We start from the raw sequence: 26,027 nt of genomic DNA on the forward strand, positions 1-26,027 counted from the left end.
TGAAATGACCCAGAAAATGACACTTCGAGAAGCCGCCATTTATGTGCTGAATGAGCGGGGACCGCTGCACTATCAGGAACTCACCAGAGCCGTGCTTAAGGGCGGTCTTGCGGAGAGCTCGTCGGCCACGCCGGATGCGTCGTTGAATGCGATGATTGCCGTCGATCTCAAGCAAAAGGGGAAGCAGAGTCCCTTTATCCGCATCAAGCCGGGCGTCTTTGGGCTGCGAGGCAAACACCAGGGTGAGGTGGTCGCAGCGGTTGACGTGGACTCGGTCTCCCAGCCTGACGGTGAGGACATCGCGGACCAGCGGGTGCGAGTGCCCTTGTTTCCCGTGTACTCCGAGCTCCGTCATCTCCTTCGGGTATGGCCGGGGCGCTCGCGTAAGCAAATCACCGGCCTGCAATCCACCATCGGGGAGCTGCGAGGAACGCCGCAAAAAACGGTCGACTGGACCGAGCCCTCGAGCTGGATTCCAGAGCGGTTAAAAGGCGATGACCACGAACTTGCCGAGGCCATCTGGACGCAGTCCGACGGCAGGGTGAACCCACGTTATACCTACGGTCACTGGCTGCTCGCGCAGAAGTACGATTTTGTGGAAGACGGTCGTGATGGACGCCTGATCTTGACCGCGAGCGGCCAGGATTTTCTCGACCACGTGGGCGGTGACACCGAGGTCGCCTTGGATGAGGCCGAGGGGTTGGTGAAACTTCTCTCGATCATTGCCGATAATGGCCCTGCGCGAACCGGCGGCCTTCTCGAAGATTGGTCGGAGTACTTAAAGCGGCGCTCGCGCTTTGGGACGGACTCGACCTTTAAAGACACACTACGCCGCCGTCTGAACAACCTGCGCGAGCGAGACCTCATCGAGCGGCGGAGCAACATGTACTCGGTGACGCAGGCGGGCCTCGAATACCTCCAGCGCATCGGCGATGAGGACTCGGTGGGAGGCGGCGAGCACCCCGAGATTTGGACGCTGATCCGCCAGCAAGAGAGCACCATCCGTGAGAGCCTGCGCGAGCTCTTGCTCGACATGGACCCCTTCACCTTTGAACACCTCATCAAGCGTCTGCTGGAAGAGATGGACTACCAGAACGTCGAGGTCACCTCTCCCTCCGGCGATGGGGGCGTGGACGTGGTCGCCGACATCGAGCTCGGGATCACCTCGGTCCGTGAGGTCGTTCAGGTCAAGCGCCACAGGCGCGCCATCCAGCGCAAAGACCTCGACGCCCTTCGCGGCTCTCTTTACCGATTCAACGCCGTGCGGGGCACCATCATCACCACGTCGCGCTTCTCCAAAGGAACCATCGATGCGGCCTTCGCAACTGGCACCGCCCCCATCACGCTCATCGACGGAGATAAGCTCATCGACCTGCTGATCGAGCATGGGATTGGCGTACGGAAGCGGACGGTGGAGTTGTTGGAGGTGGAGCCGGGGGATTTTAGCGATGAGGCGCGGGAGTGAGGTGGGGGTGGTGGGGTGCTGGGAGACGAACGATGATGGTTGACCGGAGGATCGTTGATGAAACGCATTGAAGGCCGCGCCCGCACCGTCCGCGAGCTGCTCGACGGGGCGCGCTACACGATTGACTTCTACCAGCGCGAGTACGCCTGGCAGGAGCGCCAGGTGCGCGAGCTCATCGACGACCTCACCGGCAAGTTTCTCGACTTCTATCAGCCGGAGCATCCGCGCACCGCCGTCGAGACCTACGGGCATTACTTCCTGGGCTCGATCGTCATCAGCCATAAGCGCGGGCAGCGCTTTATTGTGGATGGGCAGCAGCGCCTGACCACCCTCTCGTTGCTGCTGATCTTTTTGAATCATCAGCAGCGCGGCATCGAGGGCGCCGTCGACGTGACAAACCTCATCTACTCCGAGCGTTACGGGCGAAAGAACTTCAACCTCGCCGTACCCGAGCGCGAGGGCGTGATGCAGACCCTGCTCGATGGCGAGGTGCCCAACCTGCATGGTGCCGGCGAGTCGGTGGTGACGATCGCGCGGCGCTACGAAAATATTGGGGATCATTTCCCCGAAGAAATCTCCGCCGAGGTGCTCCCCTACTTTGTGGACTGGCTTCTTGAGAACGTGCACCTCGTGGAGATCGAGGCCTATTCGGACGAAGACGCCTACACCATCTTCGAGACGATGAACGACCGCGGCCTCTCGCTGAGTCTGGCGGAGATGCTCAAGGGCTACGTGCTCGCCAATATCACCGATGAGGAGGACCAGCGGGCGGTCAACACCACCTGGAAGGTCCATATGCAGGCCTTTAAAGAGTTCGGTGATGACGAAGACATCGACTTTTTTAAAAACTGGCTGCGCGCCCGCTACGCCGAGACGATTCGCCCGGGCAAAAAGGGCGCCGAGAACAAAGACTACGAGCGCATCGGCTCCGAATTTCATCGTTGGGTGCGCGACCAGCGGGAGCGCATTGGCCTGAAAAGCTCCGAGAGTTATGTGCGCTTTGTGCAGCGCGACCTGAACTTCTACGGCAAATACGCGCTCGCCATCCGCCGCGCCTCGACGCAGATCACCGAGGGCTGGGAGTCCATCTTCTACAACGAGGACCGGGGTTTCACACTCCAACACCAGGCCCTACTCGCCGCACTCCACCCGAGCGACTCCGACGAGGTGGTACGCCAGAAGGTCCGCCTGGTCGCGGACTTCCTCGACATCTGGCTTGCGCGCCGCGTCTGGAACTTTCGGACGATCGCCTACTCCTCGGTCAAGTACACGCTCTTCATGCTCACCCGCGAGCTGCGCCACCGAAACGTCCAGGAACTCTCCGACTTCTTACGCGAGCAGCTTGACGCCCAGCCCGAGACCTTCGTCACCCAGCCGCGCCTGCGCCTGCATAATCAAAATTACCGCCAGATCCGCCATATCCTCGCGCGCCTCACCCACTGGGTCGACGCCCAATGCGGCCTGACCTCCCACTTCGAAGACCTCGTCTCCCAGGGCCGCGCGCGCCCCTTCGAGATCGAACATATCTGGGCCGACGACTACGACCGCTTCGCCGACGACTTTGCCCACCCCTCCGAATTCGAGACCGAGCGCAACCGCCTGGGCGGCCTGCTCCTCCTGCAACGCGGCCTCAACCAGAGCCTCGGCGACGCCACGTTTGAGGCCAAACGCGACGCCTACGTCACCCAGGGCGAGTCGATGCTGGCGAGGAGCCTGCACCCGGCGGCGTATGCGAAAAGCCCGGGTTTCCGCGCGCTGCGCGAGCGCACCGGACTGGCGTTCAAGCCCTACGAGAGCTTCGGCCCCGAGGCCCAGGCCGAGCGGCAGGAGTTGTATATAAGGATTGCGGAGTGGGTGTGGAATCCGAGTCGGTTGGAGGTGGATGGGGGTGGGGAGAGGGCTCCGGTGCATGGGGAGATTGTCGATCTGGAGGCCAAAGGACGGGCACCGGACGCGGGCAGCCGTCCGGATAGCCCCAACGTGCGCTATAAGTTCTGGGAGGTGCTTCTGCCGGTCGCGAAGGCGCGGCACGACCTGCACCAAAACATCTCCCCCGGCCAGAATCACTGGCTCGGCGCGCGCCGCCACGGCCAGTGGTGGAACTACGTGGTGCTCACCGACGAAACCCGCGCGGAGCTCTACATCGATAGCCTGGACGCCGCCGACAACAAGGCGGTTTTCGACGCACTCTATGCCGAGCGTGACGCGATCGAAGCGGCGTTTGGCGACAGCCTGTTATGGCAGCGTCTCGACGACAAACGCGCGTCGCGCATCAGCTATACCGTCCCTGGCGGATGGGCGGACGAAGCTCGGTGGGGCGAGGTGGCTGGGAGGGCGGTTGGGGCGATGGAGCGGTTGTATGGGGTGTTGGGGGAGAGGGTTGGGGAGTTGGAGGGGGTAGTAGGTTGAAACTATGTTAATGTTGAATATAGATGGTTTGTTTGAATTTGATTCAATCAAAATATTCGGTCGGTGGATGTTTTTAATGATCAAAACATCCCCCCTCCCTTTTGTCTCGAGAGGGGGGGGCGATTTTAATGTAATACCTCAACAAACTCGGCGATAATGCGCAGCTCACCTTCTATTCCGTCCTCCAGCACAATCGGCTTTTGGGAGGTGTCAGTAGACAGCGGCCGCAAATAAACCCGAATCACGTCTCCTTCTAAAATCTCTCGTTCATAAGATTTTACGGTGTACTGCCCCAGGTTATCATCGTGAAACTTGTTGTGTTGGGCGAGCACAATTTCACCCCGGCCCTGGGCTCCGTGTTCGAGATTGAATACGCACCAGGCGCCGTTGGGGATGCGTTTATTCATTGATTCACCCACCACCTGAGCGACGAAGAGGCCTCGTCGAGGCCTGGAGTTTCCACGATAAGCGACCCAGTCGTAGTTTTCGGGGTGCGCTATCTCTCCCTGCTGAGGCACGGCATTTACGCTTTGCTCTTCGCTAAATCGGCCGGCGGCGATTTTAAGATCAGTATATAAAGGCACGCAATTCTCGAAGGGCTTTATTTCCGTGCTCTCTAACTTCTTGAAAGGCAGCACCCTGAGACCGCCGTCACTTGCCACAATCTCCGCCGGAGCGGTGGCTCTATGTTCGTATTGCTTCGCCAACCATGCCAGCGACACGTTATCAACGATCTTATCATGAGGGATGAGAAGATAGCGCCAGGGCTTTGTGCTCGACCCCGCCTGCGTCGCTGAGCGGCACCACACCGCCGCGGCTTCCGCCTTCGCCAGCACGTCAGAATTTTGCATCTCGCCACTTTGCTTCACCTCGGCAATATAAAAGGCATCGTCTGCTTCGACAACGAAGTCGGGTTCGTAGATCGAACCACCCTTAAGAACGATCTGGAAGTTCGCACGCGTTGGCTTAATCCATTTTTGTACCGCGGTGTCCGTCTCTAATAATACGGCAAATCTACGCTCGGAATCGGAATGAAATTTTTGAAGTGGATACAGGCATTTTGAGAACCCGCCAAAGGCCATTTGCGTGATGCGCCGTTTATCCTCGACAGGCACCCTGAAATTGCGAGGAGATTCGCTGGGCTTTAGCGTAAGTATTGAAGATTGGAGAGGGCGATGTCCCGACAGTATTTTTACCTCATAACCGGTCGCTAATTCCCTTTGATGAGCCAGCATTTGGCCGTGGACGAGATCGCCAATTCGTTTCTGGTAGAAAACCAAAACATTCTTCACGGCCCCACCATCAGGAAGATAACCCTGGAGGAAGGAAACCATCTGGCTTGAAAGTTTGTAGAGCAAGTCGGAATTGGCATCGTAATCTACGTCCGCAAATTCGATGAGGGCACGCACGACATGGTCTTCCAAACGACGTTCATAACTGATGCCTCCACCATCGGATGATAATTCCTGCTGCTCGTGGCTTACCAGATGTTGAATGTAAATATCTTCTTCGACCGGTTGGAGAGCGGGAAGATTAGAGGTGTCAAGATCGAAGTCATCATAAATGATCGTGACTTCGCCGGTTGGAACCACCGTTACCTCAGGAATATCAATAGAAAGTTTGACATAAATTTCGGTAGCCTGTCTGACAAGTATCTCGAGCTCCGCATCGGTATAAGTTAATACCTGTTGGTCGGGGAGCTGCGCTTTTACTTCCTCCATTAGTCTTGTTTGCTGTTCAGGTTGTAAAAGGGTTTTCGCGGAAGGCAGCGTTGCCTTCTTTGTGATAGCCGTCAGTGTTGCCTGCGCCACCTTCTTTTCAGTTGGTGTGTTGAAGGCTGATGTTGTGTCAGACCGCAGGACGGGCGCGGTGCCCTGGTCAGGGTTTCCTGCAGGAGCCGGCCCCAGACCTGGGATCGAAGGCTGATCATCTCCGCCAAGAGTTTGATCAATTAAGGGCGGCACTTCGACTGGTTTTGGGGCATTTTCAGCTTCTTCGGGATCGATAAAGATTGTATCGATGCGGCGGATAATGGACTCGCCGCGATTGGCCTCGTCAACGATCTCCTGAAACTTGTCGTGAGCAACGATGGTAAGACGATCCGCGGGATGCGTGGGCGGTTGACCATATCTCCGGACCCGCGTGCCGTAGGGTAGGCGCAGACCCCGACCGATGGATTGTTCGATGAGGGTTCGGGCATTCGCAGCCCTCAACGGGACGATCGTGTACAGGTTTGTGACGTCCCATCCTTCCTTGAGCATGTTGACGTGGATGACAATCTCTGTGGGCTCCGAGGGGTCTTCAACGGCCAACAAGCGCTCTACGGTTTCTTCTTTCTCATCGCCTTTAAGCGCCGAGTGAACCTCGATCACCCGGTTGGCATAACGCCCCTCGAAGAACGTGTCGGACTTGAATAACTCCATCAGGTCGGACGCATGGGTCGTGTCGCGGGCAATAACCAACATGAATGGTTTGACGTAAGGCTTTCCAGTGTTCGCCGCGTAGGTTTGAAGATCGGCTTTAACTTGCTCGTGCAGGCGTACACCATCCTCCAATTTAATGCGCTCCATTTGTTCTTTGCTGAGGTCGCTGGCGTCAAAATCCTTGCGAGTAGCAACGGCTGGTTCTTTCACGAACCCGTCGACGATGGCCTGCGCTAGCGAGTAAGAGTAAATAGCGTTTCCAAAAGGCACAGGACCTTTTGCAGACTCAACGAAGGGTGTAGCCGTCAATTCCAGGCCCAGTATGGGTTTTAATTCATTGATGGCCTTCATTCCCGCATCTGCACGGTAGCGGTGCGCTTCGTCCATAAGCACGACAAGGTCCTCGAGACCCGCCAGATAATCGAAGTAGCTCTCGCCAATATACTCGGAGAGTCGGCGCATCCTGGGGGCACCTTTCCGGCTCCGGTTGTCCTTGTTGAACTTGCTGATGTTGAAGACGTTGATATGAACGGCGTCTTCACCACCAGGTCGGAAAAGGCTCTTTTGAAGTCGAGCCTCATCTCGAACGCCCACGCCACTCTCGTAATTATCACCTGTAATGATTACTGGTGGTGCAGTGACGAACTCCGAAATCCCCTGAAAGACGTATTTCGACGTGCCAGGTGTAAAGTCGGCGATAAGTTTATTGTAGATGGTAAGGTTTGGTGCGAGGACGAAGAAATGACGGCTGCGCTGCGTCAGGTAGAGATACGCAATGAACGCTCCCATCAAGCGTGTCTTGCCAACGCCTGTAGCCAGGGCGAAACAGAGGGAAGGGAATTCCCGCTCAAAGTCAGTGACTGAGGGGTATTCAGACTGAATAACTTCGAGAGCGGCGACTAAATCCGTGGTCTTTCTTGGATCGGCGATTTCACAAATACGGTGCAGGATCTCCAACGACCTTCGCTGGGGTGGGCGAAGGCTCAGGCGGCCCGAAATGGTATTTACAATACGGCTCATTTATCATCTCCTTCAATAATAGTCGCGAAAAGCGGCAATTCTTGCATTTTGTGTTTACGACCTTCATTATTCTGCTTCCGTTTCGGTGAATCATTTAATAACTCGTCCGACTCGGGTTCAAACTCTTCAGGTTCTTCACCCATGACGGTCTGCACGTTGAGTGAGTAGTCGTCCTTACCCCATTCACACCGTGAGAGGACCGATGCCGGGATCTTTTTAACAGTAAGGTTTGGGAACTGTTCAAGCCGGGCACGGAAGGCGGAACAGCAAATCAACAATGTGCGATCATCGCCGACCTCAGCGTTGATGACCTGCAATTGCTCGTGGGTCAGAGTCTGGGTGGTAACGTAGATGTAGTCGGTTTCCGTGGATTGGCCGTGCATCCAGAAGATGGTGGAACTTGGGTCGTATTGAAAACCTTCGAGTTTGCACATGGCTTCTGCCAACATCTCTTTATTATATGCTCGATTGATGACCCAGTTGCCCCACTTATCTTCTTCAAGTAGCGATGGAGCTAGTCGGTAGAAACGGAAGCCGCCGCCGCCCGACCAGTCGGTGACCTCTGTCACTCCCCCAGAATCCTGATTCTTTATTATGGCGGTCATTCTTGGCTGACAATGGGTCATCGCGTGTCGTCCCAGCTCTATTCCAATCCAACGTCGACGCATCTTGTGTGCCACTGCTGCTGTTGTACCTGATCCAAGGAAAGAATCGAGTACGAGATCGCCTTCATCCGTTGCAAGCGTAATAACGCGATGCAGAAGGCGCTCAGGTTTTGGTGTTGCGAATAAAGCTCCTGCCAATAGGCCAGATAAGGCCTTCTGCTCTCGCTTTGCGTCTTGAGTGTGTCCAACTTCTGAGTATGGCCAGATCGTCGTAGATACACGTCCCTTTTGGCGCAGATCGGCTAAAAACTTTTTAAGTCGAGGAGTACTATTAGTTCCATTTTTTCCCCAATAAATGCGATTCTCTGAAACATGTTCTTGATGTGTTTCGTGAGAGAAGGCCCAGACTCTTGTTTTTTTTGGCCATATCTCTTCTTTGGTGTGTGGATTAATAATAGGGTAATAAAGATTTGGCCGTTCTTTCGCTGATTTTGCGCAAGTGTAGTTATCAGACATCCAACGTCCTCGAGGATCGTTGTCTGGATTCTTATAGTGTTTGTTTTGTTCTTCAGTACGTGGCAATCGATTTGGCCTCCAGGATTGCTTGTCTTTTGCATAGACTAATATATGGTCATGATTGTCTGAGAACCAAAGTGCATCATTCGCCGGTGCGTACTTCTTTTCCCACACAAGATTTGCTACGAAGTTGTCTCGCCCAAATACCTCATCGCATACAATCTTTAAATAGTGCACCTCGTGGTCATCAATGGTGATCCAAATGCTCCCGTCACTAGACAATAAAGAACGAAGAAGGTCTAAACGATGGCGCATTAATGAAAGCCAGATAGAGTGCTCCAAACCATCGTCATACTGCTCGAATGCAGAACCAGTATTATAAGGTGGGTCAATAAAGATACACTTCACTTTGCCCGAAAAGTCTTGCTCCAATGCCTTCAGCGCAAGTAGGTTATCACCGTGAATTAATATATTATCGAAAATGTCATTCTCGCTAACCCGGTTTTCAGCGGCGTAGCTTAGCTCAGGGTCTTCAAGTAGGATCCTCGGTTCCAGGCGAGGTCGTTTATCTTTACCGATCCATGTCAGCTCTAGCTTGATTTTCTTCGACATCATTACTCCTATTGTATAGTCCATTGAACGGTGAACAGCCGTTGTATTGCGTGAGTGGTGCGAAGTTGCCGCTCGATTCCGTCAATGATTTCTGCCCGTTGTTCGTCAATCTTGTCTTGTTCTTCGTAGAGGTCTCGACGCTTGCGATTCCGGCGTTGCTCAAGGGCTTTGATTTCCCGTTGCGCGGCGAGTTTATCTGCCAGAGCGAGAGCGACGGCTGATTCTTTGCGTTTGGCTCGAATCTCTGAGTCCAGTTCTTTCAACTCTCGTTCCAGGCCCAGCTTGAGGTCATCCGACCAACGGTCGAGCTTCTGCACTTCGGCGTCAAAGTAGCGCCCATTGCGGGTTTCCACCTCCCGGAGATGCCCGTTGATCTGAGTGGTGACTGCAGGAGTGAGCTCCGGAGGGGAAGCGTCGACGTCCTTAGCCATTGCATCAAGGCGCATTAGCCGGCGGCACCACTCGCCGTCGAGCACCTCACCGTCAGTGGTGATTGCGGCCAAAACGATGAACTGCTCATCGGTTACGGAATTCACGGTTAGCAGGCTGCATGCTAGCCACCCGCTACGACCCACATAGGGTTCCAACACTGCAATGGATGAGCCATAGGCGGCGTAGTTGAAGGTCAGGTGTTGGACCGTGAGTGGCCGTTGTCTTGCGTCGTCGATGATATTTCGGGCAAGGGGGTGGTCGACGCGGTAGAAAACGAGTCCTTCTGCCTCCGCGACCCTCCAATCGAGGCTGTACCATCCATGCCGGGCCGCAGCGCCATGGTATTTGAACCGGGGATGGTCGGTAGCGAAGGTGGCGTCGTTGCCGAGCTCGTGGCGGGTGAGGTTCAGCAGCATTCGGCCCCGTTCGTCCAGCGATGCTTGCGCCAGGTCACGGTGAACGCGGAGTCGGGCTTGCACGTCCTCGTCGAAGTGTTCGAGAAGGCGTTCTCGAGTCTCACTCATCTTTGTTGTGATCTGCTCGTCGAGTTCGGCCCGAAGTTCGTCGAAAGCAGCAGCAATATCCTCGGCGGTGCGGCATCGCTGATAGATGTCAGTGATCCGCCGCTCAATATCCACGCCGGACTCGACTGCACCGAGCACATCATCAGAGGCGCCGAAGACGCCTTCGAACAGTCGGAACTTCTCGGAGAGGAGATCGAGGACGCGGCGGTCCGCGGCGTTGCGTTCATTGACGAAGTTCACCACCACAACATCATGCGTCTGGCCGTAACGGTGACAGCGCCCGATTCGCTGCTCGACACGCTGAGGATTCCAGGGCAGGTCGTAGTTGAATACGAGGGAGCAAAACTGGAGGTTTACACCTTCGGCAGCCGCTTCAGTTGCCAGGAGTATGGCCGCGTTGTTTTTGAATTCCTCGGTGATCGCGGCTCGCACATCAACAGCTCGGGCACCGGTGGGTACGCCATCATCTACATGGCGATCAAGCCACTCAGCGTAAACGGCTTTGGCAGCCTCGTCGTTGTTGCTGCCATTAATCATCACGACGCGCTTCTCATAACCGTTCGATGTCAGAAGTCGGTAAAGGTAGTCTTGCGTGCGCCGCGATTCGGTGAAGACCACGGCCTTCTTCGGAGCGCCTACGGCGTCTGCCTGCTCGAAGGCCTGTGATAATGCTCGCAGCAGTGCGTCGCCTTTGGCGTTGGACTGGATGTTTGTGGCGAGCTGCGAGCACGCTTCGATGATGGCGATCTCCTGGGCCAACAGCTCAGGGTCGATATCGCCGTTTTCGAAGTCTGGGGATTCGTCATGTTCCCAGTCGTCTTGAACTTCCTCAACGGTCTCGAAGTCCTCTTCGACATCGTCATGAAGGTCGATGGCAGCGCCCCTGCGCACATCCTCCTGAAGTTCGCGCAAACGGTACAGCAAGCGCTCGAGCGTCGCCCCGATAGCGAACGAGGACGAGGCGAGGAGCTTGCGGAGCACCATGGTCATCAGGGTGCGTTGGGCAGAGGGCAGACCGTAAAGAGTGTCCCTGCGGAGATATTCGGAGACATCGTCGTACAGCCGCTGCTCTGCGTCGCTGGCGTAGAATTCGTGGGTAACCGGGATACGTTCCGTGAAGCGGACGTACTCCAACACCTGCTCCCGCAACGTGCGCTGGCAAACCTCGCTGATGCGTTGCTTTAAGAGCCGATTGCGCAATTCCTCGTCGGGCTCGCGAACAAATTGTTCTCGGAACGAGGCGGGGTCGCCGAATAAATGCGGGTCAATAACGCTGGCGAGCCCGTACAACTCCATCAGCGAGTTCTGGAGCGGGGTTGCCGTCAGCAGCAGCTTTGTTGCGTGGGCAAGTCCTGCAGAAAGTGCTTTCGCCGTCTTGTTACCCTTCTTGTAGACGTTCCGAAGGCGGTGAGCCTCGTCGATGACCGCGAGGTCCCACGGGACATGGGACACCGCCTCGCGGTGTTTTGCGGCAAAATAATAGGAGCAGATGACTACCTGATCGCCGAGATCGAAGGGGTTGGGCTTGCCATCGGCCTGGAGCCGCATCCATGCCTTCCGCTCCAGCACTACCGACGGGATGAAGAACTTCTCCCATAACTCCTGCTGCCATTGCTTTCGCAGCGAGGCCGGCACAACGACCAGTATGTGCCTGCGTCGTTCAGCCCATCGTTGCGAAATGACGAGCCCGGCCTCGATTGTCTTCCCGAGGCCGACCTCATCGGCGAGGATCACGCCTTTAGATAGCGGAGACTTGAGAGCGAAGAGGGCAGCATCCACCTGGTGCGGGTTGAGGTCCACACGGGCATTAGAAATAGCACGCGACAAGCCGTCCACAGAGTCCGGCGATCCCTGAACGGTCAGCGTATATGCCCAATATTGTGCGTGAAAATCCGTCGTCATCGAACTGGCTCGCATATGCCGCCCACGTCGATCCAAATGCCAACCTGCGACATTTTGAACTTCCCAAGACGACCAATGTGGGGAGCGGGGCATGCCTTTTGACTCGGTCCTGCAACAGGCCGAGTCATTTGCAATCCCAGAATGTTTCGCTACGTCACCGACCGACGAACAAGCCTTTTCTTTCGGCGTCGCTAGGTCTCCAGCGCCATGAGCCAGCTTGACTTGTTTAACCGCCGTGCAAGCTATCATGACTGAATAAATCGCTCAAGATTAAGTAAGGTTTCTTTGGTCCTGGATAAATTGAGGCTGGGTGGGTTGTTTGTGTTTTTATGTGTTGATTGTGCGACGTTCTGTTTTTGCGTATTGTTTTGATGGGATATGTATTGGGTTGGTGGGTCTTGTTGTGTGTTTTGTCTTGAGCGATGTTGACATCGCTTGAGTATTGGCAAGGTAACCAATTAAACCAAAAAAGCTTCCTGGACGTAAGTGGTTTGGTCTTGCAATTGTATGTGATTTTATTTGACAATGCGAAGGCCTAAACTTTGTGGAAAGTATTGATCTTGGAATTCTCTGCCAGATACCCCAAAAAGGTGCCCAATGTCACCAATGCTATAGTTCAAATTGTTTAAATGAATGTTTATTATCTCGTGAAAGAGTCCAGGTTGAGGGGCCGGTACGTGACCTGGTTCATCTTTTCTCCATCCGCGTTGACTGATCATTACTTGCAGAGAACGGTAGCGATTGCTCGAAATGCATCCAAGCGCATTTGCTTTATAAACGAGAGCGCCAATTGACGAACCCCAAATCTGTTTTAGTTGAAGCGCTCTATCTAAATCAAGCCCTCGAAGTAGTGGTCGTAGATTCGCCGCTGGTAGTAAGAACTCTGAAGCAAAATCATCTGCTTCTTCTTCGCAGTTTTCGCTCTGTCCGCGATGCATAATGAGGTGTCCGAACTCATGCGCGAGTGTGAATCGAATTCGGTCACCCGGCATTTCAGGATTGAAAAAGATAAGGTCCCAAGGGCTTCCTGTAACTGCGGGGGATGCCATCGCGTCAAACGTGGAAGGTGCCCCATAAATAGGTATAATTATGGTGCCAGTACTTTCGATGACATCTACCAAAGAGCGAATCGGCCCTTCAGGAATCATCAAAAGTCTGCGCACGTCACGCGCGACGTCGCTAGCCGGATTTATTGTATTTAAATTGCAGGGAATGCGAGGCGTTGGGAAGCTGGGTTCGATGCTGACTGATTCACAGAGTGCTGCTATACCCTGCCGGGCTAACACGACAACTGCTTCGATCCAGCGTTGTTCGCGTACGAGGATCGATGCTCGCTTCCGATAAAAATGTTCAGGAAGTGAAGAGCGTGTCCCGGTAGCTCGGAGAAAACCAGGTGCCAGATTAAGTGCTGATTCGATTGCATCAGCAATATCATCATCACCTGATTCAAGCCCGTTTTCAATTTTGGAGATTTTTGCCTGAGAAACGCCCGAGCTAGCTGACAACTCAGCTTGCGTGGTTGTTCGTAGCCAGCGTGCAAGGCGTAATTTGTCACTATGTAGCCGAGTCATCACCACCTTTCGTTGCTTTCAAATCGTCCTTCACGCGGACAGTTGTACGGCGGGAAGTTTCGGGGGAAATATTCAGAGGAACCTGTGTGGGGAGCTCAATCTCGTACAGCTCGGACAAGCTCATGACCCATGCGGGCTTGCCGTCCTCATATGCCGAAATGAGGAAATCTTCAATCGCCCCCGTATCGTCATCTGCCAAATAACCGACCGAGAATATCGGTAACTCCTTGCCCTCCTCGGCTCGCGACTGAAAGATCTGTAACTGTCCGGATTGTTTGAGATGGGATGCACGTTCCGTGGCATAACCGCCTACGGAGCCGTTTTTCTCGATTTTCCGGAAACGCAAGACGAAGGCGTCACCGCCCCACATGCAGGTTCTAGGATCTGGGATACGGTAGAAAGTCTGATCCAGAGTTACAGCCGCTTGGTGGCTCATCGCATCATGGCGTAGATTCGCCCGACTGGTTTTGGAAATTAGGAAATCAAAGACGGGCTCCTTGTAATCGGCCGCCTCGACAATAGCCATCAGGCTCTCCCGATATGGTTTCAGGAGTTCCTTGGCCTCTTCTCGATCAATCGCTTTCAAATTCGGTCCTTTATCCATGGTCCATACGTAATCTCTGGCCAATCACTTAATTTCCCTGGCCAGAATATTCTATCCGGAAAAATTAATCGCGCAAGTGGTTACGTCCGGTGGCACGCTTTTTCTTCAAGGAGTCGGCTGTAAGGTTTCCGAAGAAGCCGGAGGAAGTGCGCTTGGAAGTTGCAATATGTCCCGTAAAATCATCGGCTTATGGCTCGTTTCACGACGACGGCGCTTGGCCAAGCCAAACCTGTCAGAGTCAGTTTGAATAGTGGCCAGGATGTCAGCCCACGGAAGTGAGCTGCACACGTTCCGCACAAGGCGCTCCACCTCGGGTCGCCGCCGGATATGTACCTGATGACTCTTTTCCCCATCGCCTTACGCTCTCGCGCGCCTTCCCACCTCTCCCTTGCCACCCCCACCTCTCCCGTGGCACAACGTTCTCATTCACAAACACCACGTCTCCCCCGGGGGGAGACACCGCTGCTGGTAATCCAGAACGCATCACCTCCTCGCCCGTAATGGTACGGGCGCTGGCGAGCGCTCTGGGGGATGGGCGGGCACTTCCGAAAAAGGAGTGTTCTGATGTCTGAGGCCAAGTTTGATGTGATGTTGAAGGCGTGGATGGAGCGTAGCGCGGACCGGCTCAAGACGGTGGCGCCGAAGACCGAGGATCCGCACGGTCGGCGCGCGCTGGAGTTGGCGGTGGAGCTTCTGGAGGGTCGTCTGGTGCCCTACAGCCAGGCCGTGCGTGAGGCGCTGGCGGAGGGCGAGGAGGCGGTGCGGGCGAGTGAGGACGTGGCGCGGGCGGAGGTGGAAGTGGAGGTGGCGTATGAGCGCCTCTACGCCACGGCGCAGGCCACGTATTATCTGGCGGTGGCGGATGCGTCGGCGGACGCGGAGCTTTTGAAGGAGCGCCTGGATCGGGGGATGCCGCTGCCGCCCTCGGGCTTTCGGGCGCTGGGAGTCGACCGGACGGGTTCGGTGATGGGCACCGCGCTGGGTTATGCCGAAGAGGCGTTGGGCGCGGATCACCCCGTCGTGGTCGAGGCGCAGGGCGCGCAGGAGGCGTTCTCCCAGGCGCTGAAAGTCGCCGATGCCGAGAATGCCGATGCGGTCAAGGCCATGCAGCAGCTCTTTGCCGCGCGCGCCCAGGCTCGCCGCGCCTACGTGGCGGCGCGTCAGTTCGTCGACGCGGCGCTCTCGCTTGATGCCGATGCGAGCATTCGCCAGCTCATGCCGGCCATCACCACCATGTACGATTCTCGTACCGCGGCCGACCCGGTACTCGCCGACCCCACCTCGCCCGTGGCGGGTGATGTGGTGGTGAACGACGGGCCTTCGGCCGACCCGGCGCCTGTGGTGGAGCCCGTCGATGCGTGATGGGTGGGTGGTGAGAACCCGTAAGCAGGTGTGAGCGAGAAAACCCTCCGGTGAGTCTGGAGGGTTTTTTTGTGGGTATGTTGGGGAGGTAAGCGCGCTGAGTCGGGGCGTTTGGCGTCGAAGTGGAGGTAAGCCTGCTTAGCCGTGGGACTTGTGACCCGAGAATGGCTGGTAAGGGGGCTGAGTTGCGGCTCTGGGGACCCAGAAGCGGGGGTAAGGGCGCTGAGTTGGGGATCTGGGTGTCCAGGTCGGGGAGTTGAGGAGGCTGAGTTGGGGATCTGGGTGTCGAAAGTTGGATCTAAGGAGGCTGAGTTGGGGATCTGGGTAGCGAGAGCCGGATCTAAGGGGGCTGAGTTGGGGGACTCGGGTGCTGAGTGGGGCAGGTAAGGGGGCTGAGTTGGGGAGCTAAATATCGAGAGTGGGAGGTAAGGGACGTGCTAGCTTCCCTTAACTTGGAGCGATACAGCTAATCCGCATGCCTTATAGCGAGAAGCGGGGCATCGCGTGGTTGGACTTCACTAGTCTCCAAGCTCCGTCCCAGCCCGCAAGCGATCAAGGTAGGCCTGGTACGCATCCAACCCGATTGCGCGTTTTACCGGTGGTTTTCACAAGCATTCCGGCGGACTTCAACACTTCGATAACTCGCGCCGCAATAAAATAACTGGTGGAGAGTGCGTCGACGATCCAGGGGGCGGTGATAATCGGGTGACCCGGGAAATGCTCGAGGATCTGGACGGCCAGCAGGTTGACGCCTTCGTGGTGGATGACGCGCTGGCGATCCGCTGTCACCATGTTGAAAAGTTCGCGGGAGTTGACGACGGCCTCATCAGCGATGGTCGCGATCCCGTCGAGAAAGGAGTCCAGCCAACCTTGTCAGTCGCCGTCGCTTCGCACGGCGTTGAGTCGACGGTAGTACTCCTGGCGGTGGCGTTTGAAGAAGAGGCTTAGATAGAGAAAGACATACTATTATGTTCGAACAACTCTGCGGTGAGAGGAACGGGTGGCTAATATGTTTGGCAATATAAGAATAGGGATGTCCATTTCGAGCCGACCAACTTCCACGTCATGTAAATCGCTGTTGAATGCTTGACCAAGGCCTATGCGGTACGCTGGTAATTCAAACAAGTCCACTCGCCAAGCCTGCGGGGTATTGTCGCTTTGGTTAGTTGGTTTTCAAGCATTTGCATAAGCTGGTATTTTGTTATGTGTTCTGTTTTTTCTGATTGGACTTGCAGCGGTTTAATGCTTTCTGCGCGTCATTGAGAAGTGACGGGAAGACATAAAGATACTCACATAGTGAATGAATCAAAGAGTCCAGTACTGGTACCTCTTGTTCGGAAATCTCTCCCTTAGTCGCATGGGCGCCATAGTTGCGAAGGATTCTTACGTTATGAGCAATGTCTGCAAGTGTCTTGGGAATTAAATCTCGATTCACAAGATCGTTTATTTTTTCATAAAGGTCTTTTCCAGATGCTGATTGGTCTACACATATCAATTCCAATGTTCGGCCAAGGAGGGTGGCATAAGCATTGTAATCGATATTGCGCACTTTATTAGCAGCCAGAAGACTATTCTTGATGTGCTCTGGGACGCCTTCAGGTACTGATTTTTCACTTGGGAAGAGTACTTTTGGTACAGCCTCTTCTGGTTCCATGTGTTCATGCCAGTGATACATGTAGAAAAATCTCTCTCCGCACGAAATGCATTCAGCAAATTCATAGCATTCTCCAATTTGCCATTCATGTCCTGCCATTCCGGGAGCGTGAGTGGTAGCAATATCCCAATAAGTAGAGAGGATGAGCGAAGGGCTATTGTTATTACAGTGTGGGCATCGCATTGGTACTGAAAGGTTGGTCATTACTTTGGTCCTTTGGTTATATGTTGATATGAGTTTTTTAAGGTCGTGTAGATGTGTATGGATGACGTTTATGGGTGATTCGTTTTTTGACGTTCGAATAGATGATAGCTTGGGTGGTTGAGATTTGCAACTCTCACCCCAACCGCAACAAACTCAACTCATCCTTCTCCACCCCAATCCCATGCTCGACCAGCAACTTCACAAGCTGCGTCCCGTTCATCAAACCCACCGGCGTGGCGTCGGGGCGTTCGGCCTCCTGGCGGGCGCCGGAGCTGAAGTCACTGGTGGTGATGATCAGGCCCTGTTCGTGGGAGCCGAGGCTGCCGCGGACCTGCTGGACGGTGGGACTGCTGATGTTGGCTTTCCAGCGTTTGACCTGGACGGCCATGCGGGTGCGGATGACGTCGCCAACGACCAGGGTGCCGCGCACGTCGATGCCGCCGTCGTTGGAGCGGCTGGTGACGTCGACGTCGCCAAAGCCCAGCGCGATGAGAAGGCGGCCGACGAGTTCTTCAAATTCGGTGGGGTCCATCTCGAAGAGCTGCTGGTGGAGGCGCGCGCGGATTTTGTCGTTATGGGCCTGGATGTAGGCGGTCAGCCCGGTCTGGCTCCAGCGGGTCAGGCCGATGAGGCCATTGCCATGGAGCTCAAAACGCGGGGTGTCGCCGCGTTCTTTGCGTCGGTGGATCTCCTGACTGATGGAGCTGTACATCGTTGACGCCGGGCTCTGGCTCTCGGTCACGATGAGGCGCAGATCCAGCGCGCGGCTGGTGATGTCTGTGTGGTGCATGGGCTCGCGCTCGGCGAAGACCTGGAGGATGCGTTCGGCGGCATCGGTGAAGGAGAGGGTTTCGGTGTTTTGACCGGGAGTGAGGGCGGCGGCGTTTGAGATGGTTTCAGGTTCGATGTCGATTTCGGAGGGACTCTCCACGCCGTCTCGATTGAGCTCATAACATCCCGGGGATACACGTCGAAAATCCGACGACTCGCCGCCATCATTGATGTGGCGCGTGACCTGGGCGAGCAGGGTGGCTTCGGGTGATGCGGCGGTGGTGAACCAGAGGCCGCGCTCAAGGACGCGGCGCGTGATCTCTCGGTAGTGAAGCGGTCCGTCGGCGTCGGCCAATACGATTTTGGCAGCTTCAAGACTGGTGAAGGTCCGCGATTCTAGCTCGTCACCAGGGGCGTCGGTCAGGTCATCGTCGGCTGGGAGCCCGACGAGTCCCGGGACGAGCTCATTGAGCATCTGCGCGCTGGTGTCGGTATGCAGCAGGGCATTGAGAACCGTCTCCGGGAGTTCGCCGCCAAAATGCGCCGCGCTGATGCGACCGCGCTCGGTCAACGCCCACACCCCACGCCTGACACTCTCCGAAAGCTCCGCCCGCTTAAGACGATTGTGCGCCCAACCAATGCGGTTCTGATGGACCGGCTGAGTGCCGCTGGGAAGGAGCTCCTCGACCTGTATTTGGGAGAGGTTCAGGTCGTTGGCCAGCGCGGCGTAGACCTCGGCCGTCGTGAGGCCGCCGGGGTGCCGGGCAAGCAGGGAGAGCAGGGGGGCGATGTACTGATCGAAGGTGGGCTGGTCGTTGGGCATAGTACGGCTACGGCTTGAGTGTGCGGAAGACCCCTGGGGTGGTGAGGTGGTGGGGAGTATGGGTGGGGTGGGGCGGGGGCGTCAACGTCTTTGACGCTCACGACTCCACCACCACCAACCCCCACGCCCCCTCCACCTTCCTCGCCTCCCAAGTCGTACGGGCGGGAGGAGACGCGCGTAGCTCGCCCGGGTGGAGCGGGGGCATAGGCGAGCTACGCGGTGTTCCGTTACGTCTTCTGCTTCTTTTTCCACTTTATATAGTCGCCCAGACGAAACTCACAGCTCGATGAATAATGCGTCTGGAGCCCGATCGGCCGCTGCCAGGCGCGTTGAGCGTGCGTCCGCGTATAGCCCCGAGAGAAAGCATTGTCGCCCGTGCCGGGTGCATCTCGGCGATAGACGGTCTTCACCGCATCGGTGTCGGTGGTGAGGACCACCACAACTCGCCGCAGTCGCGAGTCGAGGCGGGTGTTGTCGAGCCTTTCTTCGGGAATCTCGACTTTAAAGCTGCTGCCGTCGCGCACACGCTCGCCGCGCCTGATAACCTGTTCGACCTCGTGTTCGTCGATGTCGCGCTCCTGCATGCGCTCGCGTGCGTGGTCGGTGTAGCGAATCTCGCTCCAATGGTTGTTGTAGAAGTAGCTCATCACATCGCCCTCCCTGGCTGCTCGGGCATCCATCGAAGGACATTGGGCTCAAGACTGGTGGCGATGTCGCGTAGTTCTTCGAGCGTCTCGGGGTGGTCGCCTTCGGTGAGTTTCAACGCCTCGGAGAGGCGAGCCATCTGGCGCCAATCGTCGTAGTCAAACGTCGCGGCCTCCAGGACCATTGGCATCGCGCCGCCGCTGTCGCGCAGGTCCCACTTCGCGCGGTCGAGGTCGAGGCGAGTCCCGCGAAGGAGCATCAGGGGGAAGGCTTTGAGCACCGGTACGCGGCGTGTCAGACACCATTGCACGCTCTCTTCAAAGGACTTTAGCGTCTGCTCGGGCAGGCCGAAGATCAGCGACACTTCGTGGTCGATACCCCGACGTCGGGCTTGCTCCAAGGCTTCGTCGACCAGGGGCAGAGCGTTGTTGCGGCGAATCGCTGCCATCTCACTTTTGTGAATCGTCTGCAGCCCGAACTCCAGGCACAGTTCGAGACCGCTTCCCGCATCATAAAGTTCGGTCGTCATTGTCTCGGCGCGACACTGCAGGGAAAGGCGTCCCTGGAAGCCGCGCTCACGAAAGCGCGCCAGCACGCCAGCCGCATGCGGCGCCATGTTGAAGATCGGGTCGAGTACGGCGATCTCCGCCACGTCCGACGCGCAGAAGAGGTCAATCTCCGCCTCGATCCGTTGCAACCCTAAGGTCCGCTGTGTCAGCCGCTTCCCGGGCTCGCGGTGCTGGCAAAAGGCACATCGAAACATGCATCCCCGCTGCGTTTCCCAGCGAATGAAGCGCTGACCTTCGAGAGGAATTGCACCCGTGAGCCAGGGCGAGGGCAGCTTCTCCAGGTCCACCCGCGCCTGCTCGGACGCGTCCTTCGTGCCGGCCCAGTGTACCCCCAAAATGTCTTGATGTTCCGCGGTCGCAGCGAGCGCGCGGAGTGCATCCTCCCCGTAACCGCGTACGAAGATGTCGGCCTCGGGATAGATGTTCTCCAGCCCCGGCCCGCTATACGAGATTTGGGGCCCTCCGATGATGATGCGGCCCTGAAATCCCTTCGCTCGCAGCTGGGCCAGAACCTGCCCCAGCAGCTCCTCGCCCCACACGTAGGCACCCAGCGCGACGTCCACCTCGCGAGCGGCGCATCCTTCGGCGAGTTCGAGAATGTTGTCGGCGATGTCCTCCGACCGCTGGGGCTCCAGGTTGACGGGGAGTGCCAGGGAGTGCACGTCCACGCCGGGTATCTCTCGAAGCGCGGTGATCAACGACGCGTGGCCCAGGGGGACGCGGGGGTCTTTGTCGCGGGTCCAGTAAAAGTCGACAGCGATGATTCTACGATGTTTCGTAACGTTCATGATGAACTCCTGAGACGCAGTAAGTTTTGAAAGGCCAAGCCAAAACGAAAGCGCCCACGAGCCGTCTTGCAGACGGTCATGGGCGCAATCGCCTCACTTAGCTTTCGTTGGTCTTAGGAGCTTCTTCTTTCGCGTTGCGGTCGGCCGCCGACATCGCGCGGCTCTTCCAATCCTGATTGTTGCCGTTTTTGTCGGCAGCACTCTGGATCCGCTTCGCGGCTTCTTTAGTAATCTTCGACTTCGCCATGGTGCGTTCTCCTTGAAAGGAGTTGAGGTGATGCAGCGCGGAACGCTGCGAGGAACCTCAGCATGGCGAATCAAAACGCGGTGAAGCGGAATTTTCCCAAATTACTGCCCTAAGGCTTGCCGACGATTAGTCGTAGAGGTCGGACAGCACGCGGGAGGTAAGGCGCACAGCGCTGACAATAGCGCCAGGCTCGCCATGAATGCGCCGGACCCAATCCAGAAAATGCGATGGTGTCGTCGGCGCGATACCGAGTACCGACGCATCATTTGCGGCGACATACCAGAACGTAGCTCGGCCGTCGCTACGCTCGAATTTGTAGGGACGTGGCTGATTCGAACTCCTGCCTGAATCAAACTTCTTGAGTCCGTCGGCGTCAGTTGAAACGAAGGTGAAGTGCCTGCGCCGGTGTGTTGGTACCTCGACATCCACCTCGAATATCCGCGCATCCACAATCTGGCTGCCATCATCTCTTCGCCACAGGCGAATGCCCTCAAAACCCGTCGGGTTCGACGCGTACTGGAGAGTTTGTACGGGACGAGCTTCCGGCTTAAACACGTCGAAGGAGGCATCTTCGGACTCCCACAGCCGCAAAAAGAACTCGCTCAGTGCTCTCAAGTCTTCTGGTAGCTGCTGGTCTTGCTGAACCTGCTCCCATTCAAATTGCAGGTTGGCGATGACCGTCGGCAGCGCGGGATCCGGACAGCTAACGAGCCATCGGTACATCGACTTTCTCAATTCTACAGGTACCTGGTTTCGAACAAATCCGCGGAGTTGGTCGAGTGTGGGCGTAAAAGATTCGGTCGCCACTTATACCTCCTCAGGCCAGCGCAAGACTGGCCATATATACTTGTCGTTTCCGGGCTTTTTCGAAAACTCGGTAAACTTCAAAACATCTTTGAGCGCCTTCTTAGCTGAAGACTCTAAAAACGCCGACACAGGTCCACCCTCCGCCTCTTTCCAGCGCGCTTCAATGATTTTAACGGTCGTCCAGGCCGCTCGAACACACCGTCGAATGATCAGGTCTTCCGAATCGACCGCCATATCAATCGTTGGAGCGTCAGACTTCTTTTGGGAGAACGAATAGGGCGGCGTGTCATCACACGGGCTGAAGTAGATAGCCTGCAAGGTTGGCCTGGTCTCGGCATACGCACCAAGCTCACGCTGAAGCAGGTTGTCCTCTTCCACCGAAACTTCTGGATCGTCCACAAGGAGACTCTGCCACACCACGCAATGACGCCATTTGGCTAGCGCTTTGTATTTGGAACGGGATGAGTCTGACATTGCTCGCTTCAAATAGGCGGGAAGCTCAGGTGTTGCAGCATCAAAATAGTTGCCGCGTAGCCGTTTAGTGGCCTCCAACCATAAAGGGAGCATGCTGGGGCACGTCAAATCGACCATTTCCCTCAGCGCATCGGCCAATTCATCCCGAAGTTGAATGTCTTCGCTATTCATCACTTAATCCTCCAAGGTGCTTCGATCACGGGCGACGATACGCCAACCCGCCCATGAGACGGGGCCGCGAAACACTGTCATCCAATCATCGACAGCAGCCGTCGGATCCGCTCGTAGTCCAGAAAGCGAGTTATCCCTATTAGGCTCGTCAACAAACCCACCCATATAGACCAGCGAAAACTTTTCGAGCGCTTTCGGCGGTACGCTCTCTCCAGTGAGCTCTTCGTATGCCGAGCTCCACCCGGCGCGGATCGCAGCGCGGCGCAGTTCCGTCTCAGAGGAAGCCTGGTCGAGGTGGTCGTTCACGTACTTCACAACCGCCGTCGTAAACGCCCCATCAGGTCGAACCGTATCGCGATAGGCCGCGATTGCCCGCGCCAAAGCGCCGGCATCTGCAAATGCATCGCCGTCGTCGACTTCTTTCTCAAAGCGTCGCGCAATCAACAGTGCTGAGGCGATGGGCTGCTTCCACCAGGAGCCAAGCACTCGACTCGCGCCGGCTGTGAGAAACGCAGCACTAAGTCCGACAGGCTCGTTATCGTTAAGGAGATTCCCAATAACGTCCACGTTCTGGGCAGACTCACAGGCCCACAGCTCGACGCGCCGACATCCGCTCATGTTGAGTGTTTTGATTTCGGTGACGGAGAACCAGGGCAAGCGATCTTGTTCCGTGAATTCAGGGATTTGATCTTGGGAGGAAGGGGCAATGCTTACCGAGGCAGGCGATCCGCTGAGTAAAAAACCCGGGACCAATATGCCACTATGATGGGTGCCGTGCGTCACCAGTCTTAAAACGCGAGCACGCATTGCGATCTGGTCGAACTCTTCACGTTTCAGCCCGCAATATTGGGAGTCATCGCTGATGAGGTGGGCGGCTAATGACAGACCGTCATTCGAGTCCTCATCCACCCCGATATAGGTAACTCGATTTTCGTAGCTCTTGTTTTGCGCGCTCATACGCACTACGGAAGCCAGTGTTTGAGTCCGCACCATGTTGAACGTCTGCCCCAGACAAGGTGAATCTGCCTTGTTGGTAGGAATGTATTCCCACGGGACCAGGTCCATGCCCTGTTGTGCTAGCACCACGAGGTTTTTTAGTCCCCTCGCGAGGGCGAACTCAACGAGCTGATTGCTCAGCGGAATCAATGAACCCAGGTGGTCTTTCAACGCGCCATCAAATGCTGATCGGCTTGTGTCGCTGACATCACCACTTCGAAACGCGTTGTCAGCTTTGCGAAGCAGTCTCACCGAGGACTCCATCCTGTCGATCTCGTTCTCATCAAGACTTTCAAGCAAGTTTAAGCTGTATGCGCCTTTATCATCTGCGCAGATCAGTTTTACATGCCCAACGCCAGCCGCGATCACGCCTGTGTTCGGGTGCTCTACAAGCCAGGTGCGCAGAGTCGCGCCGTCGACTGAGGCCTCTTGAACAGCCGGTTGCCATCCCTTCTCTCGTCCGAGGCGAAGGAGCCAACTAATCTCCTCGTAAATCTCCCCGGCGCGTGCTTCCGGGTTTTCGATGGTGCCAAAAATCGTTTCACCGTCTTTTTGATAGCTTCCAACCATGCTCAATGCGGGACGCGTCTGGTCCATGAAGTCACGTCTTTCTGGATGGAGTCGCGCGATGTCATCCACCGAGATCAGGCGGCATACCGTGTCAAAATCAATACGAGCTCGATAAAGGTTCAGTCGCCACAGTTCCTCGGGCCACTTTGTCGGATCTGTTAAATTCTCCTCGTCTTCAATGACATCTCCAGCGCCGAAGAAGTTCAGATCGGTGCGATAGGCTTGTCCATGGCTGAGATCAAAAAGTTCCAGCGACTCAACCGGATCGATTGCCGCCCATTCACGGTGAATGGTAGCGAGGCGTGCGAGTCGGATGGCGAGGACACGGCGATAGCTATCTGACCAGATGGGGTACTGAACCACATTCAAAGCACTTTCTAAACTGGACGTCATGTATTTCTCAATCGCGTCCCAGTTCTTTTGAGCCGCTGTGTTGAGTAACGAATATTCGCTTTCAAACAACATGCGACTCAATGACGTGCCGACCGTGATCGGATGAATATGGTTCATTAAAGAACCAAGTAGCACTAGAGTTCGAGGCTGTAGATTCACTAAGTTTTGGTTGTTGATGGCGGCCAGGAGGTGGTTGGCCTCTGTGGCCGTTAGATACCCCTGCCTTTGGTTCATAGACCTTTCGATGTGTTCCAATAGGATAAGGAGTTGCTCTTCCGACAAGGGTTGTGCTTCTCGGGTCAAGGCGCGTTGGAACTGTAGACGGTAGGCAAGAGCGTCGGGACCGATGACGTTATATACTTCGTCAAATCGAAGTAACGCATTATGGCAGTGTTCTCGTAGTTCGTCTTGCAGCTGCTCTCCCGCGTCGATGCAGGTCTGAAGAAGTAAATATTTTCCATTGGTGATTGCCAGCCAAAGGGACTCGCGAATATGAGGAATGTTGTATTTTGATTCTGTGTTCGTACATCTCTTGTCCAGGTCCGTGAGTTCACTTTCAGCGATGGCTAGTCCGTCCTCGAGAAGGCGAATCTTCTCATCGGGATCATCGAGAAGTTGAATAAGCACGTTTACGGTGGCTTGCCGCATCTGCGTCGTCATCGCCCTTGCACCTAAGTGGCGATTGCGTGCAGGCAGAAGCCGGCAATGTTCGAAGTGCTCCAGCGCCTGCAGTAAGGACGCGGTCTGGTCTTCAAAGTGCCGGTTTTTAAGTGCCATCGCATAATTGTATAGGCACTGCGCGTAAGACTCGTCTGCGTCTGGTATCCCCTGTTCTTGGAAAGCGCCTAAAGACTTGAGCGCCTGCTGAAACACGGAGAGGCTCTCGCTCATCGCTTCCGGGCGATCGAGTTGGGATAGAATATCGGCATAATGGGCGCGGACATTTTCGAAATGCGAACGCTCTTCTGGATTGGTTATAGCACCACCGAGTTCAAGTGCTTGCCGGTACAGATGAGCAAGTATGGGTTTGGGGAGCCTCGTGCGTTCACGCGGAATCAAAGTGACCATGATCGCGGTCGTATAGCATATGGTTTTGTCTTTCTTGTAGCGTTGTTGCACAAGGCTCATTAAAGCGTTTGCAGGTACAATAAATGACAATGATTCGTCGGTGCCCTGGCTAAGTGCATGGGCCGCCTGATGTACCGCCCAAGCTACCTCGGCCGCGGGGACGGGTCGAACGCGGAGGGAGAATATTCGTCCAACCTCTTGGAGCGCATCGAGATAGTCTTCTCCTGCCGCATGAAGCTCATAGACCGTCTGGCCGCAAAGACTTAGTGCGGTGGGGAAGTCGCAGTTGCGGAGTCTGTTCGCGAAAGTTTGATAGATTTTGCGCTTAGGTGGTTGCGACATATGGAGTCCTTAAAGAAGTGAGTGGAGGTCGAGAGCCCGAGATGGGATGTAGACCATCTC

General features: G+C 55.8%; 17 protein-coding genes. 4 read left to right on the forward strand and 13 right to left on the reverse strand.

The genetic code is table 11. The features are described 5' to 3' along the window. Window positions 1–16: 16 nt before the first annotated feature. Both FRC98_RS18770 and FRC98_RS18775 read left to right on the forward strand, forming a co-directional pair. A complete protein-coding gene (locus FRC98_RS18770; protein ID WP_146982961.1) occupies window positions 17–1,465 on the forward strand; it encodes a restriction endonuclease in 1,449 nt (482 codons plus the stop codon). Between the two features lie 57 nt (window positions 1,466–1,522). Next, entirely contained in the window at window positions 1,523–3,874 is a 2,352-nt protein-coding gene (locus FRC98_RS18775; RefSeq protein ID WP_230467791.1) for a DUF4268 domain-containing protein, read from the forward strand. A gap of 125 nt (window positions 3,875–3,999) precedes the next feature. On the opposite strand, the gene FRC98_RS18780 is transcribed toward FRC98_RS18775, so the two are convergent. The 5 genes from FRC98_RS18780 to FRC98_RS18800 all read right to left on the reverse strand — a co-directional run bounded on the left by FRC98_RS18780 (window position 4,000) and on the right by FRC98_RS18800 (window position 14,065). Next, window positions 4,000–7,317, reverse strand: coding sequence for a DEAD/DEAH box helicase family protein (locus FRC98_RS18780; protein ID WP_146982962.1), 3,318 nt, complete (start codon window positions 7,315–7,317; stop codon window positions 4,000–4,002). Then, window positions 7,314–9,050, reverse strand: a complete 1,737-nt coding sequence (locus FRC98_RS18785; protein ID WP_146982963.1) for a site-specific DNA-methyltransferase — start codon at window positions 9,048–9,050, stop codon at window positions 7,314–7,316. The genes FRC98_RS18780 and FRC98_RS18785 overlap by 4 nt, the downstream gene beginning before the upstream one ends. Before the next feature lie 8 nt (window positions 9,051–9,058). Continuing rightward, window positions 9,059–11,908, reverse strand: coding sequence for an SNF2-related protein (locus FRC98_RS18790; RefSeq protein ID WP_146982964.1), 2,850 nt, complete (start codon window positions 11,906–11,908; stop codon window positions 9,059–9,061). A 515-nt stretch (window positions 11,909–12,423) separates the two neighbouring features. Further along, on the reverse strand, window positions 12,424–13,479 hold the full coding sequence (locus tag FRC98_RS18795; protein ID WP_230467804.1) for a helix-turn-helix domain-containing protein: 1,056 nt from the start codon (window positions 13,477–13,479) through the stop codon (window positions 12,424–12,426). Continuing rightward, window positions 13,463–14,065 (reverse strand): hypothetical protein, encoded by a 603-nt coding sequence (locus FRC98_RS18800; RefSeq protein ID WP_146982966.1) that lies wholly within the window; start codon window positions 14,063–14,065, stop codon window positions 13,463–13,465. The genes FRC98_RS18795 and FRC98_RS18800 overlap by 17 nt, the downstream gene beginning before the upstream one ends. A 582-nt stretch (window positions 14,066–14,647) precedes the next feature. On the opposite strand from FRC98_RS18800, the gene FRC98_RS18805 reads away from it, so the two are divergent. Then, entirely contained in the window at window positions 14,648–15,445 is a 798-nt protein-coding gene (locus tag FRC98_RS18805) for a hypothetical protein (RefSeq protein ID WP_146982967.1), read from the forward strand. Window positions 15,446–16,162: 717 nt separating this feature from the next. Continuing rightward, window positions 16,163–16,393, forward strand: a complete 231-nt coding sequence (locus tag FRC98_RS18810) for a hypothetical protein (protein ID WP_146982968.1) — start codon at window positions 16,163–16,165, stop codon at window positions 16,391–16,393. A gap of 253 nt (window positions 16,394–16,646) precedes the next feature. On the opposite strand, the gene FRC98_RS18815 is transcribed toward FRC98_RS18810, so the two are convergent. The 8 genes from FRC98_RS18815 to FRC98_RS18845 form a co-directional block, all read right to left on the reverse strand. Continuing rightward, complete coding sequence (locus FRC98_RS18815) at window positions 16,647–17,303, reverse strand: DUF4145 domain-containing protein (protein WP_146982969.1); 657 nt, start codon at window positions 17,301–17,303, stop codon at window positions 16,647–16,649. A gap of 133 nt (window positions 17,304–17,436) precedes the next feature. After that, entirely contained in the window at window positions 17,437–18,897 is a 1,461-nt protein-coding gene (locus FRC98_RS18820) for a restriction endonuclease (protein ID WP_146982970.1), read from the reverse strand. 227 nt (window positions 18,898–19,124) lie between these two features. Then, window positions 19,125–19,544 (reverse strand): DUF4258 domain-containing protein, encoded by a 420-nt coding sequence (locus tag FRC98_RS18825; RefSeq protein WP_230467805.1) that lies wholly within the window; start codon window positions 19,542–19,544, stop codon window positions 19,125–19,127. Continuing rightward, window positions 19,544–20,899 carry a B12-binding domain-containing radical SAM protein gene (locus tag FRC98_RS18830; protein WP_146982973.1) on the reverse strand — a complete coding sequence of 452 codons (1,356 nt, stop codon included), beginning with the start codon at window positions 20,897–20,899 and terminating at the stop codon, window positions 19,544–19,546. The genes FRC98_RS18825 and FRC98_RS18830 overlap by 1 nt, the downstream gene beginning before the upstream one ends. A gap of 97 nt (window positions 20,900–20,996) precedes the next feature. Next, window positions 20,997–21,146 (reverse strand): hypothetical protein, encoded by a 150-nt coding sequence (locus FRC98_RS21775; RefSeq protein ID WP_164856046.1) that lies wholly within the window; start codon window positions 21,144–21,146, stop codon window positions 20,997–20,999. Between the two features lie 126 nt (window positions 21,147–21,272). Further along, a complete protein-coding gene (locus FRC98_RS18835; RefSeq protein WP_146982974.1) occupies window positions 21,273–21,953 on the reverse strand; it encodes a hypothetical protein in 681 nt (226 codons plus the stop codon). Then, window positions 21,954–22,598, reverse strand: a complete 645-nt coding sequence (locus FRC98_RS18840; protein WP_146982976.1) for a hypothetical protein — start codon at window positions 22,596–22,598, stop codon at window positions 21,954–21,956. A gap of 3 nt (window positions 22,599–22,601) precedes the next feature. Then, window positions 22,602–25,967: a CHAT domain-containing protein gene (locus FRC98_RS18845; RefSeq protein WP_146982978.1), complete on the reverse strand. Its 3,366-nt coding sequence runs from the start codon at window positions 25,965–25,967 to the stop codon at window positions 22,602–22,604. Window positions 25,968–26,027 lie beyond the last annotated feature (60 nt).

Origin of the sequence: Lujinxingia vulgaris (genome assembly GCF_007997015.1) — a bacterium.
Taxonomy (GTDB): domain Bacteria; phylum Myxococcota_A; class Bradymonadia; order Bradymonadales; family Bradymonadaceae; genus Lujinxingia; species Lujinxingia vulgaris.